Annotated in this window: 15 protein-coding genes; 6 read left to right on the forward strand and 9 right to left on the reverse strand. The window is 67.8% G+C overall.

The annotated features are described in order from the left end of the window. Window positions 1-107 precede the first annotated feature (107 nt). From AC1RQK_RS18685 to AC1RQK_RS18700, 4 genes are all read right to left on the reverse strand, one after another. Window positions 108-413 (reverse strand): YbeD family protein, encoded by a 306-nt coding sequence (locus tag AC1RQK_RS18685; protein ID WP_183032022.1) that lies wholly within the window; start codon window positions 411-413, stop codon window positions 108-110. 13 nt (window positions 414-426) lie between these two features. Next, complete coding sequence (locus AC1RQK_RS18690) at window positions 427-1635, reverse strand: D-alanyl-D-alanine carboxypeptidase family protein (RefSeq protein ID WP_492374386.1); 1209 nt, start codon at window positions 1633-1635, stop codon at window positions 427-429. A gap of 72 nt (window positions 1636-1707) precedes the next feature. Then, complete coding sequence (locus tag AC1RQK_RS18695) at window positions 1708-2352, reverse strand: alpha/beta hydrolase (protein WP_441632226.1); 645 nt, start codon at window positions 2350-2352, stop codon at window positions 1708-1710. 98 nt (window positions 2353-2450) lie between these two features. Then, window positions 2451-2771 (reverse strand): (2Fe-2S) ferredoxin domain-containing protein, encoded by a 321-nt coding sequence (locus tag AC1RQK_RS18700; RefSeq protein WP_267605322.1) that lies wholly within the window; start codon window positions 2769-2771, stop codon window positions 2451-2453. 420 nt (window positions 2772-3191) lie between these two features. On the opposite strand from AC1RQK_RS18700, the gene AC1RQK_RS18705 reads away from it, so the two are divergent. The 4 genes from AC1RQK_RS18705 (at window position 3192) to cmdF (ending at window position 9626) form a co-directional block, all read left to right on the forward strand. After that, window positions 3192-4493, forward strand: coding sequence for a dicarboxylate/amino acid:cation symporter (locus AC1RQK_RS18705; RefSeq protein WP_492810542.1), 1302 nt, complete (start codon window positions 3192-3194; stop codon window positions 4491-4493). Between the two features lie 82 nt (window positions 4494-4575). Next, window positions 4576-6561: a sensor histidine kinase gene (locus AC1RQK_RS18710; RefSeq protein ID WP_492810441.1), complete on the forward strand. Its 1986-nt coding sequence runs from the start codon at window positions 4576-4578 to the stop codon at window positions 6559-6561. Window positions 6562-6569: 8 nt separating this feature from the next. Next, on the forward strand, window positions 6570-7886 hold the full coding sequence (locus tag AC1RQK_RS18715; protein WP_043343292.1) for a sigma-54-dependent transcriptional regulator: 1317 nt from the start codon (window positions 6570-6572) through the stop codon (window positions 7884-7886). A 105-nt stretch (window positions 7887-7991) separates the two neighbouring features. Continuing rightward, window positions 7992-9626: a tyrosine 2,3-aminomutase gene (gene cmdF / locus AC1RQK_RS18720; protein ID WP_492810443.1), complete on the forward strand. Its 1635-nt coding sequence runs from the start codon at window positions 7992-7994 to the stop codon at window positions 9624-9626. Between the two features lie 22 nt (window positions 9627-9648). Here cmdF and AC1RQK_RS18725 read toward each other — a convergent pair whose 3' ends face one another. The 3 genes from AC1RQK_RS18725 to AC1RQK_RS18735 all read right to left on the reverse strand — a co-directional run bounded on the left by AC1RQK_RS18725 (window position 9649) and on the right by AC1RQK_RS18735 (window position 13165). Further along, on the reverse strand, window positions 9649-11718 hold the full coding sequence (locus AC1RQK_RS18725) for an ATP-dependent helicase (protein WP_492810544.1): 2070 nt from the start codon (window positions 11716-11718) through the stop codon (window positions 9649-9651). A 265-nt stretch (window positions 11719-11983) separates the two neighbouring features. Then, window positions 11984-12538, reverse strand: coding sequence for a TlpA disulfide reductase family protein (locus tag AC1RQK_RS18730; RefSeq protein ID WP_477132629.1), 555 nt, complete (start codon window positions 12536-12538; stop codon window positions 11984-11986). Window positions 12539-12661: 123 nt separating this feature from the next. Continuing rightward, the gene (locus AC1RQK_RS18735; RefSeq protein ID WP_492374383.1) at window positions 12662-13165 is read right to left on the reverse strand and encodes a thioredoxin fold domain-containing protein; all 504 of its coding nucleotides are present in this window, start codon (window positions 13163-13165) and stop codon (window positions 12662-12664) included. A gap of 102 nt (window positions 13166-13267) precedes the next feature. Here AC1RQK_RS18735 and AC1RQK_RS18740 point away from each other — a divergent pair, with 102 nt between their 5' ends. Both AC1RQK_RS18740 and AC1RQK_RS18745 read left to right on the forward strand, forming a co-directional pair. Next, complete coding sequence (locus AC1RQK_RS18740; RefSeq protein WP_183032030.1) at window positions 13268-13876, forward strand: hypothetical protein; 609 nt, start codon at window positions 13268-13270, stop codon at window positions 13874-13876. Between the two features lie 67 nt (window positions 13877-13943). Beyond that, complete coding sequence (locus tag AC1RQK_RS18745; RefSeq protein ID WP_492374382.1) at window positions 13944-14594, forward strand: LysE family transporter; 651 nt, start codon at window positions 13944-13946, stop codon at window positions 14592-14594. A gap of 291 nt (window positions 14595-14885) precedes the next feature. Here AC1RQK_RS18745 and AC1RQK_RS18750 read toward each other — a convergent pair whose 3' ends face one another. Further along, window positions 14886-16430, reverse strand: coding sequence for a YifB family Mg chelatase-like AAA ATPase (locus AC1RQK_RS18750; RefSeq protein ID WP_492374381.1), 1545 nt, complete (start codon window positions 16428-16430; stop codon window positions 14886-14888). Between the two features lie 129 nt (window positions 16431-16559). Continuing rightward, complete coding sequence (locus tag AC1RQK_RS18755) at window positions 16560-16823, reverse strand: accessory factor UbiK family protein (RefSeq protein ID WP_492374380.1); 264 nt, start codon at window positions 16821-16823, stop codon at window positions 16560-16562. Between the last annotated feature and the right edge of the window lie 280 nt (window positions 16824-17103).

Genomic DNA, 17103 nt, shown 5'->3' on the forward strand with positions numbered 1-17103 from the left:
AGCCATGGATACGCTCGCCCTCTTCCGCCACGCGGGAGAGGGGAGCCACGCAGTGCATGGCGGGAGGATGACGGCAAGCTCGCCGGCCCCCTACACCGCTTAACCGGCTACAGCACCACCTTCACCATCGGGTGCGACGTCAGCGCGCGGTACAGCTCGTCGAGCTGTTCGCGGCTGGTGACCCAGACCGTGACGGTCAGGCCGAGGTAGTTGCCCTTGGCTGAAGGGCGCATCTCCATCTTGCCGGCGTGGAAGTCGGGATCGAAGCCTTGCACCAGCGTCACGATGGCTTCGGCAAAGCCATCCTGCATGCTGCCCATCACCTTGATGGGGAAATGGCTGGGGTACTCGATCAGCGACTCGGCCGGCGGGATGTCGCCCGGCTTGCCCTGGTCGGAATTGTCGGCGCTCATTTCAATGCCCTCCTTACTTGCGCTTGAACCACAAGCGGATGGTATCCCACAGGCGGCCGAAGAAGCCGGCCTCGGGCACGTCTTCCAGCGCTACCACCGGGAACTCGGCTACCTTGGTGGCGCCGTCCATCAGCTTGACCGTGCCGACCTGCTGGCCGGCGGTGAGCGGCGCCACCAGCAGTTCCTGGCGCTCCAGCACCGGCTTGATGCGCCCGCCCGTGCCCTTGGGCACGGTGATGTAGGTCTCGTCCTTGACGCCGATCTTGACGGTGGGTGCCTTGCCCTTGTAGATGTCCGGCGTGGCCAGCACCTGGCCGCGGTCGTACAGGCGCAGCGTGTCGAAGAACTGGAAGCCGTAGTTCAGGATCTTCAGGCTTTCCTGCGTGCGGACCGCTTCGGTGGTGGTGCCGATCACGATCGAGACCAGCCGGCGCGAGCCGTTAGGCACATTGGCCAGCGGACGCTTGGCCGAGGAGATCAGGCAATAGCCGGCCGACTTGGTGTGGCCGGTCTTGAGGCCGTCCACGGTGGGGTCGATGTAGAGCAGGCGGTTGCGGTTGGGCTGGCGGATCTTGTTGTAGGTGAATTCCTTCTGCGAGTACATGCTGTAGTACTCGGGGAAGTCCTTGATGATCCGCGTGGTCAGCGTGGCCAGGTCCATGGCCGTGGTGTAGTGGTTCGGGTCGGGGATGCCGTCGGTGTTGCTGAAGTGGGTGTTCTTCATGCCCATGCGCTGGGCCTCGCGATTCATCATCGCCACGAAGCCCTCTTCCGAGCCGCCCACGGCTTCGGCCAGCGCCAGCGCCGCGTCATTGCCCGATTGCACGATCAGGCCCAGCAGCAGGTCCTGCACGCTGACCGGCTTGTTGGCTTCCAGGAACATGCGGGATTCGTCGCTCTTGACCTTCTGCACGATCGTGGTCGGCACCACGGTCTGGTCCAGCGTGAGGCGCTTTTCCTTGAGTGCCGAGAAAGCCAGGTAGGCGGTCATCAGCTTGGTCAGCGAAGCCGGCTCGATGCGCACATCGGCGTTCTGCGAAGCCAGGGCCTGGCCGCTGGTGACGTCAAACAGCATCCAGGACTTGGCCGCCACCTGCGGCATCGGCACGCCCTGGGCGCGCACGGGAGCCGGGGCAAGCACGACGGCGGCGCCGACGATGGCTGCTGTGACCAGGGCGGATGTGTTGGCGGACGCGAAAAGCGGCGTGGCTCTATTCAACATGTTTCAGTTTCCGGCAAAAAAAAGGGGCGGGGAGTGCATCCGGTGACATGGCGGGGCGGCGCGCCGCCCCCGTCACTGGTCCCACGCATTGACGACGAGCTGCTTGATCAGGTGCAGCTTGCGATGAAAGAAGTGGTCGGCGCCGGGGATCACGATCACCGGCAGTTCCTGCGGACGGGCCCAGTCGAACACGCTCGCCAGCGGCACGGTATCGTCCTGCTCGCCGTGGATGACGATGGTGTCGGCCGGCACGTGGGCGACTTCCCAGCGGCTGGCGGCGGTGCCCACCATGGCCAGGCGCTGCACCGGCGTGCCTGCCTCGGCCAGGCGCCTGGCGACGTGGCTGGCCACGAAGCTGCCAAACGAGAAGCCGGCCAGCGCCAGCGGCAGCGTGGCGGCATCCGGCGACCACGCGGACTGGGTGCGCATCCAGTCGATGACAGCCAGCAGGTCGTCCTGCTCGCCCACGCCGTTGTCGTGGCTGCCGGCGGTGCCGCCGACGCCGCGGAAGTTCGGGCGCACGGTGGCGTAGCCAAGCTGCACGAAACTGCGTGCCAGCGTCTGCGCTACCTTGTTGTCCTTGGTGCCGCCGAACAGCGGATGCGGGTGGGCCACCAGCGCGAGCCCGCGCGGGGCGCCGGCCTGGGGCAGGTCGACTGAAACGTCGATGGCGCCGACGGGGCCGGCGACGGTAAGTACCTGGGTATGCGCGTTCATGGAAACAGGAAGCAGGGTGGCTGGCTCTGGCGCCGTGGCGCCCGGGTTTCAGTGATTCAGCGTTTCAGCGTCTCGGCCGAGGCCGGGGCTGAGGTCAATCAGTGATCGACCATCAGGCGTTCGACCGGCTTGCCGCCCACCAGATGGCTCTCGATGATCTCGTCGATGTCCTGCTCGTCGACGAAGGTGTACCAGACGGCCTCGGGATAGACCACCAGCACCGGCCCGAGTTCACAGCGGTTCAGGCAGCCAGCCTTGTTGATGCGCACGCGGCCTTCGCCGCCGGAGATGCCAAGCGCCTTGCAGCGCTTCTTGGCGTATTCCTGCATGGCCTGGGCGTTATGCGCGCCGCAGCAGGCGCCGCCGTCCTCGCGCTGGTTGAGGCAGAAGAAAACGTGGTGCTGGTAGTGGCTGCGCATGCGTGGTGGGCGTATCGGCGGCGGCAACACAGCAGGCAAAGAGTGCCCGGGGCGCGCGCCGGCCGCCAGGAATGGGTGGAAGGGCTGAATTATACGGCGTCATGGGGGGCGGTTCGACGCTTTGGGGACCCACTTCGATGCCGCGCGTGTGCCGCGCGTACTGCGCCGCGGCCACGGGTGGCGTCGCGCGCACCCGCACCGGCCGGATCGTCCGGATCTCCGGACGGCCGGATTCCGGAATTCCGGAAAATCGGAGTGAGGCGTCGTCCGCTTTGCCAGCTTCCTTTTGAAATCAGTCACTTGGCGACACCGGCCGGCCTGGCACGGCGGTTGCGATGCTTAAGGCAGACGCGCTCCATTTGCAGGGCGCGCGAACCTGCCGCTGTGCGGCGGCGGGCACGGTCAAATACCGAGGACGACATCATGAGGAAACCCTTTTACAAGATCCTGTACGTGCAGGTGCTGTTCGCCATCGCGGTGGGCATCGTGCTCGGGCATTTCTGGCCCGCTACGGGCGTAGCCATGAAGCCGCTGGGGGATGGCTTCATCAAGCTGATCAAGATGATCATCGGTCCGATCATCTTCTGTACCGTGGTGTCCGGCATCGCCGGCATGCGCGACATGAAGAAGGTGGGCCGGGTCGGCGGCAAGGCGCTGCTGTACTTCGAGGTGATCTCCACCTTCGCGCTGCTGATCGGCCTGCTGTCCGCGCACCTGCTCAAGCCGGGCGTGGGATTCAACATCGATCCGGCCACGCTCGACACCAAGGCGATCTCGCAGTACGTGACGCAGGCGCATGGCCAGAGCACGGTCGAGTTCTTCATGCACATCATCCCGGACACGATGGTCAGCGCGTTCGCCAATGGCGACATCCTGCAGATCCTGCTGATTTCCCTGTTCTTCGGCTCGGCGCTGGCGGCCATGGGTGACCGCTCGAAGATCGTGTTCGACTTCGTCGAGCAGGTCTCCAAGGTGTTCTTCCACATCGTTCACGTGATTACCAAGGTGGCCCCGCTGGGCGCGTTCGGCGCGATGGCCTTTACCATCGGCAAGTACGGCCTGGGCTCGCTGGTGCCGCTGCTCAAGCTGATCGGCACCTTCTACTTCACCGCGATCGTCTTCGTGGTGGTGGTGCTGGGCACGGTTGCGCGCCTGACAGGCTTCAACATCTTCCGTTTCATCTCCTACATCAAGGAGGAACTGCTGATCGTGCTGGGCACCAGCTCGTCGGAGGCGGCGCTGCCGCACCTGATGGAAAAGCTGGAAAAGCTGGGCTGCTCCAAATCGGTGGTGGGGCTGGTGGTGCCCACGGGTTACTCCTTCAACCTGGATGGCACCAACATCTACATGACCATGGCGGTGCTCTTCATCGCCCAGGCCACCGGCATCGAACTCACGTTGCTGCAGCAGCTCACCGTCCTGGGCGTGGCCATGATCACCTCCAAGGGCGCCAGCGGCGTGACCGGCTCCGGCTTCATCACGCTGGCCGCCACGCTGGCGGTGGTGCCGGACATTCCGGTGGCGGGCATGGTGCTGATCCTCGGTATCGACCGCTTCATGAGCGAATGCCGCGCGCTGACCAATATCATCGGCAATGGCGTGGCGACGGTGGTGATGTCGGCGTGGGAGCACGAACTCGACCGCGCGCAGCTTGACCGCATGCTGCGCCATGGCGGCGATGAAACGGCCGAACTTGCCGAAGCCGGCCCCGGCGTCCGCTGAGGTCCCGGCCTCCGGAGCGGCGGCGCCAGCCGGCGCCGCTCGCCAGCGGGTATCATCGGCGCGTGTCCCTTCGCATGCGCCGATGCCACATTCCGACGATTTCCTCGCCGTGCATGATCCCGCTTCCGCCCGCCTGGTGCATGCGCCAGGCGATGGCGGCGGAACCTGGCGGGGCTTTGCCGCGGCGCTCGCCGTCGGCCTGGTCGTCCTGTGCTCGCTGACCTGGCTGGTTTCGATGCAGCGCGGCATCGACGGGCTGCAGCAAGCCACGGCCACCCGCGCCGATCGTTACGCGGCCACGCTGGAAAGCACGCTCGACCGCTACGAGTTCCTCCCCGCGCTGGTCTCGCTCCATCCCTTTGTCCATGACCTGCTGGCCGCGCCAGGCGATCCCGTGCGCGTGGCGGCGGCCAACCGCTACCTGTCCGAAGTCAACCGTCGCGCGCGGGCTTCGGCCACCTATGTCATTGCCGCCAACGGCCTCGCGCTGGCCGCCAGCAACCATGACGAGCCGGGCAGCTTTGTCGGCACCGATTACCGCTTCCGGCCTTACTTCCAGAGCGCATCGCGCGGGGAGATCGGGCGGTTCTACGCCATCGGCATCACCAGCGATGAGCCCGGCTACTATATTGCGCAGCCCGTGAAGGTGGGGGGGCGCGTGGTGGGCGTGACCGTGGTCAAGCTCAACCTGGAGTGGTTCCAGCGCGCTGGCGCCGGCGGCGCCGAGCCGGTGATGGTGAGCGACGAGCATGGCGTGATCTTCCTTTCCTCGGTGCCCGCCTGGCAGTACCGCACCTTGCAGCCGCTGCCAAGCGAGCTGCAAACCGAGCTGGACCGCACGCGCCAGTACCATGACCAGGAGGTCAGGCCGCTGCCGCTGGAGGCGCTGCAATCCCCCGTTACGCAATGGCTCGGCCGGACCGTGCTGGGCGAGGGCGCGCGGCTGGTGCGCATCGGTACCGGCAGCAACGCCGAGCGCTACCTCGAGATCAGCCGCAAGGTGGGCCCGGCCGACTGGACCATGCAGGTGATGGCCGCGCTGGACCCGGTGCTGGCCAGCGCGCGCAATGCCACCGTCGGGGCGGCGCTGGCCTATGCCTGCATGTGCCTGCTGCTGTTCAACTGGCGCCAGCGCCGGCAGCGCGCGCGCGATATCGAATACGGCAGGCGCCTGCTCGAAGCCGCCTACGACGAGCTGGAGCGCCGGGTGGAGGCGCGCACCGCCGACCTGATGGCCATCAACGAGCAGCTGGAAGCCGAGGTGGCGGAGCGCACCCGCGCCGAGAGCGAGCTGCGCGCGGCGCAGGATGAACTGGTGCAGGCCAGCAAGCTGGCGGCGCTGGGCCAGATGGCAGCGGGCATCACGCATGAGCTGAACCAGCCGCTGGCGGCCCTGCGCACGTTTTCCGACAACACCCGCGTGCTGCTCGAGCGCGGGCAGCTCGATGCGGCCGCCGGCAACCTCGTCGCCATCGCCGACCTCACCACGCGCATGGGCAAGATTACCGGGCAGCTCAAGCTGTTCGCCGGCAAGGCGCGCCAGCGACGGCACGCGGTGCATGTGCGCGCCGCGCTGGACCACGTGCTGGCGCTGATGGCCCCGCGCCTGGCCCATGTTGCGCTGAAGGTGGAGGGCTTGTCCCAGCCGCCCGGGCCGGCGGTGTGGGCCGATGAGCTCAAGCTCGAGCAGGTGCTGCTCAACCTGATCGGCAATGCACTCGATGCGCTGGCCACCGCGGCGCCGCACGCGCCCTGCGTGGAAGTGGCGGTGAGCGAGCACGGCGGCACGGTCAGCATCGCGGTGCGCGACAATGGCACCGGCATCGCGGCCGACGCCTTGCCACGACTGTTCGAACCCTTCTTCACCACCAAGGAGATCGGCCAGGGACTCGGCCTGGGACTGGCCATTTCGTCGTCCATCGTGCGCGAGTTCGGCGGGCAGCTGAGCGCGGCCGAGCGGCCCGGCGGCGGCGCGGAATTCGTGGTGATGCTGCGGCGCGCGCCCGCGCCCGAAGGCGCCGCGCCCCGCGACGCCGCCACTTCCATCTCTCCCACCCATACTGAGTGAGCATTGCCATGCAAGACGGATTGCGTGTCCTGTTCGTCGAAGACGAACCCCTGGTACGCCAGGCCACCGCGCAGAGCCTGGAGCTGGCTGGCTTCTCCGTGCTGGCGCTGCCCTCGGCCGAGGCCGCCATGCCGCACCTGTCGCCGGAGTTTCCCGGCGTGCTGGTGACGGACGTGCGCCTCACCGGCGCCAGCGGGCTGGACCTGCTGCAGCACTGCCGCAACGCGGCGCCGGGCGTGCCGGTGATCCTGGTCACCGGCCACGGCGATATCACCATGGCGGTACAGGCCATGCGCGAAGGCGCCTACGACTTTATCGAGAAGCCCTTTGGCGCCGACCGCCTGACCGAAACCGTGCGCCGTGCGCTGGAGCGGCGCGCGCTGGAGCTGGAGAACCGCGCGTTGCGGCGCGAGCTGGCCGGCCCGGCCGCGGGCACGCGCATCATCGGGCGCTCGCCGGCCATCGAGCAGGTGCGCACGCTGGTGGCCAACGTGGCCGCCACGGATGTCCCCGTGATGATCAACGGCGAGACCGGCACCGGCAAGGAACTGGTGGCGCGCAGCCTGCATGCTTTGTCGCCGCGCCACCAAGCGCCCTTTGTCGCGCTGAACTGCGGCGCGGTGCCCGAGGCCATCTTCGAGAGCGAGATGTTCGGCCACGAGGCCGGCGCGTTTACCGGCGCCGGCAAGCGCCGCGTGGGCAAGCTCGAGCACGCCTCGGGCGGCACGCTGTTCCTCGACGAGATCGAGAGCATGCCGCTGGCGCTGCAGGTCAAGCTGCTGCGCGTGCTGCAGGAGGGCACGCTGGAGCGGCTCGGCTCCAATGCCTCCATCGCCATCGACGTGCGCATCGTGGCCGCGGCCAAGGGCGATATGGAGACGCTGGTGGCGCAAGGCACGTTCCGCGAGGATTTGTACTACCGGCTCAACGTGGTCACCATCCCGTTGCCCCCGCTGCGCGAGCGGCGCGAGGACATCGTTGCGCTGTTCGAGCATTTCATGCTGGTGGCGGCGGTGCGCTACCAGCGCCCCGTGCCCATCCTCTCCGAGCTGCAGCGCCAGGCGCTGATGCAGCGCGCATGGCCCGGCAACGTGCGCGAGCTGCGCAACGCCGCCGACCGCCTGGTGCTGGGCGTGCCCGAGGGCGGCACGCGCGCCGATGCGCTCGACGACTCCACGCCGCTCAAGGAGCGCATGGAGCACTACGAGCGTGCCGTCATCGCCGATACGCTGGCGCGCACCGGCGGCGCGGTCAGCCAGGCGGCGGATCTGCTGCAGGTGGGCAAGGCCACGCTGTACGACAAGATCAAGCGCTACGGGCTGTAGCGCTTCCAGCGTTTCCTGCGTTTCCGGGCGAACCGGCCGATGTGCGCTTCGAGTCAACATCTCTTGATACACTCGCGGGCCCGAACAGCTCACCCGGAACACGCAATGAACGAGGTATCCAGCCAGCACGCATCCAGCCGCCTGGGCGGCACGGCCGTCGAGGTCGATGGCCAGCAACTCACCGCCGCGGCGCTGGTGCAGGTGGCGCGAGGCCGTCGCCCGGCCAGCCTGGACCCGGCTGCGAGTACCCATGTGGCGGATGCGCGTGCGCGTTTCGAGGAACTTGCCTCGTCCAATATCCCCATCTATGGCGTGTCCACCGGCTTTGGCGAGCTGGTGCATAACTGGGTGGATATCGAGCATGCCGGCGCCCTGCAGGAGAACCTGTTGCGCAGCCACTGCGCCGGCGTGGGCCCGTTGTTCGGGCGCGAAGAGGTGCGCGCGATGATGGTTGCGCGCGCCAATGCGCTGGCGCGGGGCTATTCGGCGGTACGCCCGCTGGTGATCGAGCAATTGCTGCGTTATGTCGAGGCGGGCGTCACGCCCGCCGTGCCGCAGGTGGGCTCGCTCGGCGCCAGCGGCGACCTCGCGCCGCTGTCGCATATCGCCATCACGCTGATCGGCGAAGGCAAGGTGCTGCTGGCCGACGGCACCACCGCGCCCACCGCGCAGGTCTTGCGCGAGCATGGCATCGAGCCGATCAAGCTGTCCCACAAGGAAGGGCTGGCCCTGATCAACGGCACCTCGGCCATGACCGGCATGGCGTGCCTGCTGCTGGAAACCATGCGCGCCCAGGTGACGCAGGCCGAGATCATCGCGGCGCTGGCGCTGGAAGGGCTCAACGCCTCGGCCGACGCCTTCATGACCCACGGCCACGACATTGCCAAGCCGCATCCGGGCCAGGTGCAATCAGCGGCCAACCTGCGCGCGCTGCTGGCGGGTTCCACGCGCCTCTCAGGGCATGGCCAGCTGGCGGGGGAAATGAAGACCCGCGCCGGCGACGAGAAGAACACCGGCACCGGTGTGTTTATCCAAAAGGCCTACACGCTGCGCTGCATCCCGCAGGTGCTGGGCGCGGTGCGCGACACGCTGGGGCACTGCGCCACCGTGGTCGAGCGCGAGCTGAATTCGTCCAACGACAATCCGCTGTTCTTCGACGACGGCGAGCTGTTCCACGGCGGCAATTTCCACGGCCAGCAAGTCGCGTTCGCCATGGACTTCCTCGCCATCGCGGCCACGCAGCTTGGCGTGGTGTCGGAGCGCCGCCTCAACCGCCTGCTCAGCCCGCACCTGAATAACGGCTTGCCGGCTTTCCTGGCGGCCGCCAACGAGGGCCTGAGCTGCGGGTTTGCCGGCGCGCAGTATCCGGCCACCGCGCTGATCGCCGAGAACCGCACCATCTGCAGCCCGGCCAGCATCCAGAGCGTGCCGTCCAACGGCGACAACCAGGACGTGGTGAGCATGGGCCTGATCGGCGCGCGCAATGCGCGCCGCATCATCGACAACAACCAGTACATCCTCGCCGTGGAACTGCTCGCAGCCTGCCAGGCCGCCGAGCTGGCCGGCGCGGTGGAAAGCCTGTCGCCGGCGGGCCGCGCGGTCTTTGCCTTCGTGCGCGAACGCGTGCCGTTCCTGGCGATGGATCGCTACATGACCGACGACATCGAAGTCATTGCCGCGCAACTGCGCGCCGGCGCGCTGGTGGAGGTGGTGCGCACGGCTGGCGCGGCGGTCAACTGACACGCGCCTTGGCCGCGCAGCCTCATTTCCACATATCGCGCATGCGCCCGGCCAGGTCGAGCCTGGGCAGCGGCGCCTTGGCCGGCGCGTCCGCCACCGGCGGGGGCGGCGGCCAGGACCGGCTGTGGAACAGCGGCATCACGCGGTTAGGCAGAAAGCGCGTGCGCGAGGCGTAGACATGGCGGTCGCCATAGGCGGTCTGCTGGTGCACATAGAACCGCTGCGGCACCACGATGTCGAGGTGGTCGCGGGCGCGGGTCATGGCGACATATAGCAGCCGGCGCTCTTCCTCGATTTCCTCGGTGGTGCCGGTGGCCAGGTCCGAAGGCATGCAGCCGTCGACGGCATTGAGCACATAGACGGCCTTCCATTCCTGGCCCTTGGCCGAGTGGATGGTGGACAGGATCAGGTAATCCTCGTCGCGCAGCGGCACGCCGGATTCGTCGCTCGATGCGTCCGGCGGGTCGAGCGTGAGTTCCGTCAGGAAGCGCTCGCGCGACGCGTAGGTGGCGGCGATACGCCCCAGTTGCTGCAGGTCCGCAGCGCGCGCGGGCGCGTCGTCGTGCAGGCGCTCAAGGTGCGGCTGGTACCACGCCACCACCTGCTCGAAGGCGGAGGGCCACGGCGCAGCCGGGGCCATCAGGCTGCGCGCCAGCGCCAGCAGGTCGGGCCAGGCCTCGGCGGCGGCTGGCGGCGCCTCAAAGGACTCCAGGGCAAATAGCGGCTCGGTGGCGATTTCCACCGCATCGAGCACGCGAGCGGCAGTCTTGGGCCCCACGCCCGGCAATAGCTGCAGGCTGCGGAAGCCTGCCATGCGGTCGCGCGGATTTTCCAGCCAGCGCACCACCGCCAGCACATCCTTCACGTGCGTGGATTCCAGGAACTTCAAGCCGCCGAATTTCACGAACGGGATATTGCGCCGGACCAGCTCGATCTCCAGCTGCGCGCTGTGGTCGGCGGCGCGGAACAGCACCGCCTGCGACAGCAGCGCCAGCCCGGCCTCGCGCCGCGAGAGGATCTGCTCGACCACATAGCGGGCCTGGTCCGCCTCGTCGTTGACCACCACGATCTCCGGCTTCTCGGCCGAGCCGCGCTCCGACCACAGGTCCTTGGTATAGCGCTCGGCCGCCAGCCCGATCACCGCGTTGGCGGCGGCCAGGATGGGCTGGGTGGAGCGGTAGTTCTGCGACAGCGTGACCATGTCCGCGGCCGGCGTGAACTGCGCGGGAAAATCGAGGATATTGCGCACCGTGGCGCCACGGAAGGCGTAGATCGACTGGGCATCGTCGCCCACTACCGTCAGGCCGCGCCCGTCGGGCTTGAGCGCGAGCAGGATGGCAGCCTGCAGCGCATTGGTGTCCTGGTATTCGTCCACCAGCACGTGGTCGAAGCGCGCGCCCATGTCCTGCGCCAGCGCGGGCTCGGCCAGTGCCTGCGCCCAGTAGAGCAGCAGGTCGTCGTAGTCGAGCACCTGCTGCTTTTGCTTGGCTTGCACATAGCCGGCAAATAGTCCGCGCAGCGCATCCGTCCACATGGCATAGCGTGGGAACCATTGCTTGAGCACGTCTTCGAGCGGCGCCTGCGTGTTGACCACGCGCGAGTAGATCGACAGGCAGGTTTCCTTGCGCGGGAACCGCGAAGCCTGGGCCGACAGGCCCAGGTCGTGCCGCACCACGTTCATCAGGTCGGCGGCGTCGCCGCGATCGCAGATGGTGAAGCTGGGCGACAGGCCAAGCGTTTCCGCGTACTCGCGCAGCAGGCGCGCGCCGATGGCGTGGAAGGTGCCGGACCATGTGAGTGCCGCGCGCCCCGCCCCGCAGGCTTGCATGCCCAGCGCCTGGTCGACGATGCGCTCGACCCGCCGCCCCATCTCCGACGCCGCGCGGCGCGAGAACGTCAGCAGCAGGATGCGGCGCGGGTCTGCGCCGCCCAGCACCAGATGGGCAACGCGGTGCGCCAGCGTGTTGGTCTTGCCCGAGCCGGCACCGGCGATGATCAGCAGCGGCGCGGCGGGCTCGTGCGTCACGGCCGCGCGCTGTTCCGGGTTCAGGGTGGACAGGTAAGCCGGCGTCTCGGGGGCGGCGGCATCCACGGTATCGGGCTGCTTGACGGCGGGTGCGTCGCAAAGCACGGCGCTGGGATCGGGATCGAGTAACACGGAGCGGGGGCCTTAGGGGATGCCGGGCGCAAGTGCGCTGGCCGGCATGGGCGGGGAAAGCTGCTGGCAACTGTATATCCATACAGCCGTGCTGCGCAAGCCGGGCATTGCGCGACGGCGCCCGGCAATAAAAAAAGGTGCCATGGAAGGCACCTTTCTGGGCGGAGGCGGCGGGCCAGTCAGTGGGCCAGTCAGTGGCTCAGGCCGCCTTGGCGAGCGCGCCGTCGAGCAGCTTGTGCAGCGCGTCCCACTCGGGCTCGCCCACATAGCGCTTGAGGATATGGCCGTCCTTGTCGATCACGAAGGTGGTCGGGGTCAGCTGCACTTCGCCGAATGCCTTGGCGGCCGCGCCGTCGGAATCCATTGCCACCTTGAACGGCAGCTTGCGCGTTTGCGCATAATTCATCACGTACATGGGCGGGTCATAGCTCATTGCCACGGCGACGAACTCCAGGCCCTTGTCCTTGAACTTGTCATAGGTGCGGACCATGTCCGGCATTTCCTTGACGCAGGTGACGCAGCTGGTGGCCCAGAAGTTGACCAGGTAGACCTTGCCCTTGAGATCGGCGGTGCTGACTTTTTCGCCGGACAGCAGCGTGAACGTGGCGGGCGGCGCCGCATTGGCGGGGGCGATGGCGCGATAGCCGAACCAGCCCAGCACGGCAACCAGCAGCACGGCGGCGATCACAGGCCACAGCTTGCGCGAGGCGGTGCTTGCCGGGGTGGGTGCGGTGGGGGAAGCGGAGGTCGTCATGATGCTCGCCGACAGGTCAGACAAGCCACTATTCTACTGCCGCTGCCGAGGCGCTGCCGGCTGCATTCACCGAGCCGCCGCGGATGCGACGATTGGCCGCAGTCGGGTGCGCCATTGTGCGCCTCAATGCGCCTTGCTTGCCAAGGCCGAGCGGGCCTGGTCCAGCGCCTGCTCAAGGTAGGCGCCATAGAAATCGGGCTGCATGCCGCGCAGCGGCGTGGCCAGGGAGCGGCCGCGCGCGTCGAGGAAGAGCACCGTGGGTGCTACCGCCACATTGCGGCTGCGGGCCCATTCCCGCGCGGTGGTCATGCTGCCATCGGTGTTGCGCAGCGGCGTGTCGGCGGTCATGTCGAGCTCGCGCGCCTCGATTTCTCCCGCCGCGGCTTGCGGGCCGAGATAGTTGCGGCGCACCGTTTCGCAGTACACGCAGCCCGGCAGTGTCACCAGCACCACCAGGGGCTCGCCCCGGCTGGCCGCAGCGGAGGCCTGGGCGGCGAGATCGTTGACGGGGGGCAGGTGGGCCGTGGCGGCCAGGGCGCTCGTGCTTGCCGCGACCAGCATGGCGCCGAGCATCGCCGCGCCGGTACGGCGTGCGGTGCCAAAGACACCCCGGGGGGATGGCTGCATTGGCTGGATCGATGGCTGGGTTTGCATTGGCGGGCAATGTGGATGAGCGCTGGCACGCGGGTTCTACGATAATAGCGGCTTATTTCCGCATTCGCCGCCCTGATGCCCCACGCCTGGTTTCCACGGTTCTTCCGCTTGCCGCAGTCCCTGCTTGCCAAAGCCATCGTCCTGGGCGCGCTCGGCGCCGGGCTGATCGCCTGTTCACCCCGCTATGACTGGCGCACCATCCAGTCCAACGAAGGCGCCTACGCGGCGCTCTATCCCGGCAAGCCATCCGGCGCTGCGCGCGAGGTGGCGATTGCCGGGCGCAAGCTGCCCATGACGATGGACGCGGCCCGGGTCGACGAGACCTTGTTCGCCGTGGGCGTGGTGACCTTGCCCGCCGATGACGCCGAGTTGCGGCAGGCGGCGCTGGATTCCATGCAGAAGGGCTTGCTCGGCAACCTCGGGCCGCATCCCGCCGAAGCGGTCAAGACCCGCAAGGTAACGGTGATGTCGGCCGCATCGCCGGCCGTGGCGCTCGAGGGCGTGGAGGTGCAGGTAGCCGCGGTATCGCCGCAGGACCAGTCGCCACGCAGGCTGACGGCGCGGCTGGTAGCGTCGGGCGTGCACGTCTACCAGGCGGTCGTGCTGGAGGCGGGAGAGGCCGCGCGCGACCAGCGCCAGGCGGAACAGATAGACCAGTTCCTGACGGGCTTCCATCCGTTCTGACCTGGGCGCTCCAGGCTTCCAGGCTTCCAGGCAGATTCAAGACAGTTTATTTTCAAGGAGTAACGCAATGCGTTGGGATGTTTGGCTGGCCTATTTCGCGGCCTGTTGGGTGATTGCCGTGTCGCCGGGATCCGGCGCGGTGCTGTCGATGAGCCATGGCCTGTCCTATGGCCTGCGCAAGACCACCACCACGATCTTTGGCTTGCAGACCGGGCTGGTCATCATCCTGCTGGTGGCTGGCGGTGGCCTGGGCGCGCTGCTGGTGGCCTCCGAGCACGCCTTTGCCGTGGTCAAGACGATCGGTGCGCTCTACCTGATCTATATCGGCGTGCAGCAATGGCGCGCGCGGGTGGACGGCGGCCGGGACGATGCCGTGCCGGGTACGGAAGCGCCGCGCGTCGCCGCGCTGAGTCCGCGCCGGCGTTTTGCCACGGGCTTGCTAACCAATGTGACCAACCCCAAGGGCATCATCTTCATGGTGGCGGTGTTGCCGCAGTTCATCGATCCGGCCCATGCGCTCGGGCCCCAGCTTGCCATCCTGGCCGCGACCATGTGCGGCGTGGACCTGGTGGTGATGCACGGCTACGCGCTGCTGGCCTCGCGCATGCGCGGCCTGTTCCGCAATGCGCGCGCGGTGCGCTGGCAGAACCGGATCTTCGGCAGCGTGCTGGTGGCCGTGGGCGCGGCGTTGTTCTTCGTCAGGCGCCATCCGGCTTGAGGACTTGGGGCCGGCTCCGCGCCGTCCCGATCCGTCCATATGTCTATCTATCGCTGGCTTCCAACGAGTGCGTTTGCTTCAATAAGGTAAGACGAAGACGACCCAAGCGGAGGCAAGCGATGCGAAGCTCTTCCCCCCAGCAGGCTCCATTGCAAGCGCAGCCGGCCCACACCGTGCCGCCGGCCGAAGATCCGCTGCCGCCGGGCGTGCCGCCAGACCTTCCTCCGATCGAGGAGCCCCCGCCGCCGTCGGAACCTCCTGTGACCGTGCCGCCGCGCCGGGCGTGAATGGCTACGGTGTGCGCAAGGCGCGCCGGTACTGGATAGCCTCGCCCACATGGCTTGGCTGCAATTGCTCGGCGCCCGCAAGGTCGGCAATGGTGCGGGCAATCTTCAGTACGCGGAAATAGGCGCGCGCCGACCAGGCTAGTTTGGCCATGGCGCCGCGCAGCAATGCCTGCGCCTCGGGCGCGAGCGGGCAGTGTTCGTCGATCTCGCGACCGGACAGGGCGGCATTGGGCTTGCCCTGCCGGGCCTGCTGCACGGCCCGGGCGGCCAGCACGCGCTGGCGCACGTCGGCGCTGGGCTCTCCGGGCGGGCCGTCGAGCATTTCCTGATGATCCTGCGCCGGCACTTCCACCTGCAGGTCGATCCGGTCGAGCAATGGTCCCGACAGCCTGGACTGGTAGCGCAGCACCTGGTCAGGCGTGCAACGGCAAGGACGGGAAGGGTGCCCCTGATAGCCGCAAGGACAGGGGTTCATCGCGGCGATGAACTGGAAGCGCGCCGGGAAGTCGGCCTGCCGCATGGCGCGCGAGATGGTGACGCGGCCCGATTCCAGGGGTTCGCGCAGCACTTCCAGCACCTTGCGGTCAAATTCAGGCAACTCATCCAGGAACAACACACCTTGGTGGGCCAGCGAGATCTCGCCCGGCCGGGGATTGCTGCCACCGCCCACCAGCGCCGCCGCCGACGCGGTGTGGTGCGGCGAGCGGTAGGGCCGCTCACGCCAGCGGGCGGGATGGAAGCCGGCGGCGGTCAGGCTCTGCACCGCGGCGGATTCTAGCGCTTCGTCCAGCGTCATGGGTGGCAGCAGGCCGGCAAAGCGCTGGGCCAGCATGGACTTGCCGGTGCCGGGCGGACCGACGAGCAATGCCGAATGCTGGCCCGCCGCCGCGATCTCCATGGCGCGGCGCGCTTGCGCCTGGCCCCGCACGTCACGCATGTCCGGGCCGGCCGGGTCTCCTGCCGCGATCTCCACCAGCGGCTCCGCGCGTGCCAGGCGGTCCGTGGGCAGGGGGCCAAGGTGAGCACAGACTTCCAGCAGGGAGCGCGCCGCATATACCGTGACGCCGTCAATCAGGGCCGCCTCGGGCGCGTTTTCCGCCGCCACCACGAAGCTGCGCGCCGGGCCTTCGCCAGCGGCTTGCCGTGCCGCGTTGTCGCGCCCCAGGCCCATGGCCATGGCCAGTGCCCCGCGCACGGGGCGCAATTCGCCGGACAGCGACAGCTCGCCGGCGAACTCGCTGGCATCCAGGCCATCCAGCGGGACTTGCCCGCTTGCGGCCAGGATGCCGAGCGCGATCGGCAGGTCAAAGCGCCCGGACTCCTTGGGCAGGTCGGCTGGCGCCAGATTCACCGTAATGCGCCGGCTGGGAAACTCGAGTTGGCTGTTGAGGATCGCCGCGCGCACCCGCTCGCGGCTCTCGCGCACTTCGGTATCGGCCAACCCGACGATATTGAAGGCGGGCAGGCCGTTGGCCAGGTGCACCTCGACCGACACCAGCGGTGCCTCGAGTCCGGTCAGCGCCCGGCTACGCAGGAGGGCGAGGCTCATCTCACTCCGAAAAGCATCAAGGAAGTGTTAACGAGAATGGCCGCCGGAATACGGCGGCCATTCTGGCGGTCGAGGGCTGCGCCCGGGGTCATCGGGCCCCTGGAGCAAACACGGGACGCGGCAAGGGCTTCAGCCCGAAACAGGCGTGTCGGAGCCGCCTGTCGAGCGGCTTTCCAGCGCCTGCACGCGGGCTTCCAGTTCCTCCAGGCGCGCGCGGGTGCGCGCCAGCACCTGCGACTGGACGTCGAATTCCTCGCGGGTGACCAGGTCGAGCTTGGAAAACCCCTGCGTCATCATGCTGCGAACGTTTTTTTCGATGTCCTTGGCCGGCGAATTGCGCAGGGCTTCGCTGATCTTGGCCTGGAAATCGTTGAAGAGATCGGTGGGTTTCATACTGGTTCTCCTTTTGCACCGCCTTGGTGCGGATAACTGGGTGGGCGGGATTCGGCGTGCTGCATCGCGGTGCACCGAAACGGGGTGTGGGCAAACGCGGTGCGTGCACGGCACTTGCCGCCAGCATGGGCCGATTATCACGCTTCAAGCGTCCCCGGGAAAGCGCCAGCGCGGGCTGGTAACACCTTTTAACGTCAGTAAGTTCGCTGGGAGACAGTCGGCCTCGTCCAATTTGATGTCTTTTTGCGCACAAAATGACGCTTTCACGCCACGGTTCCCT

Source organism: Cupriavidus sp. GW822-FHT02D05, assembly GCF_058802485.1.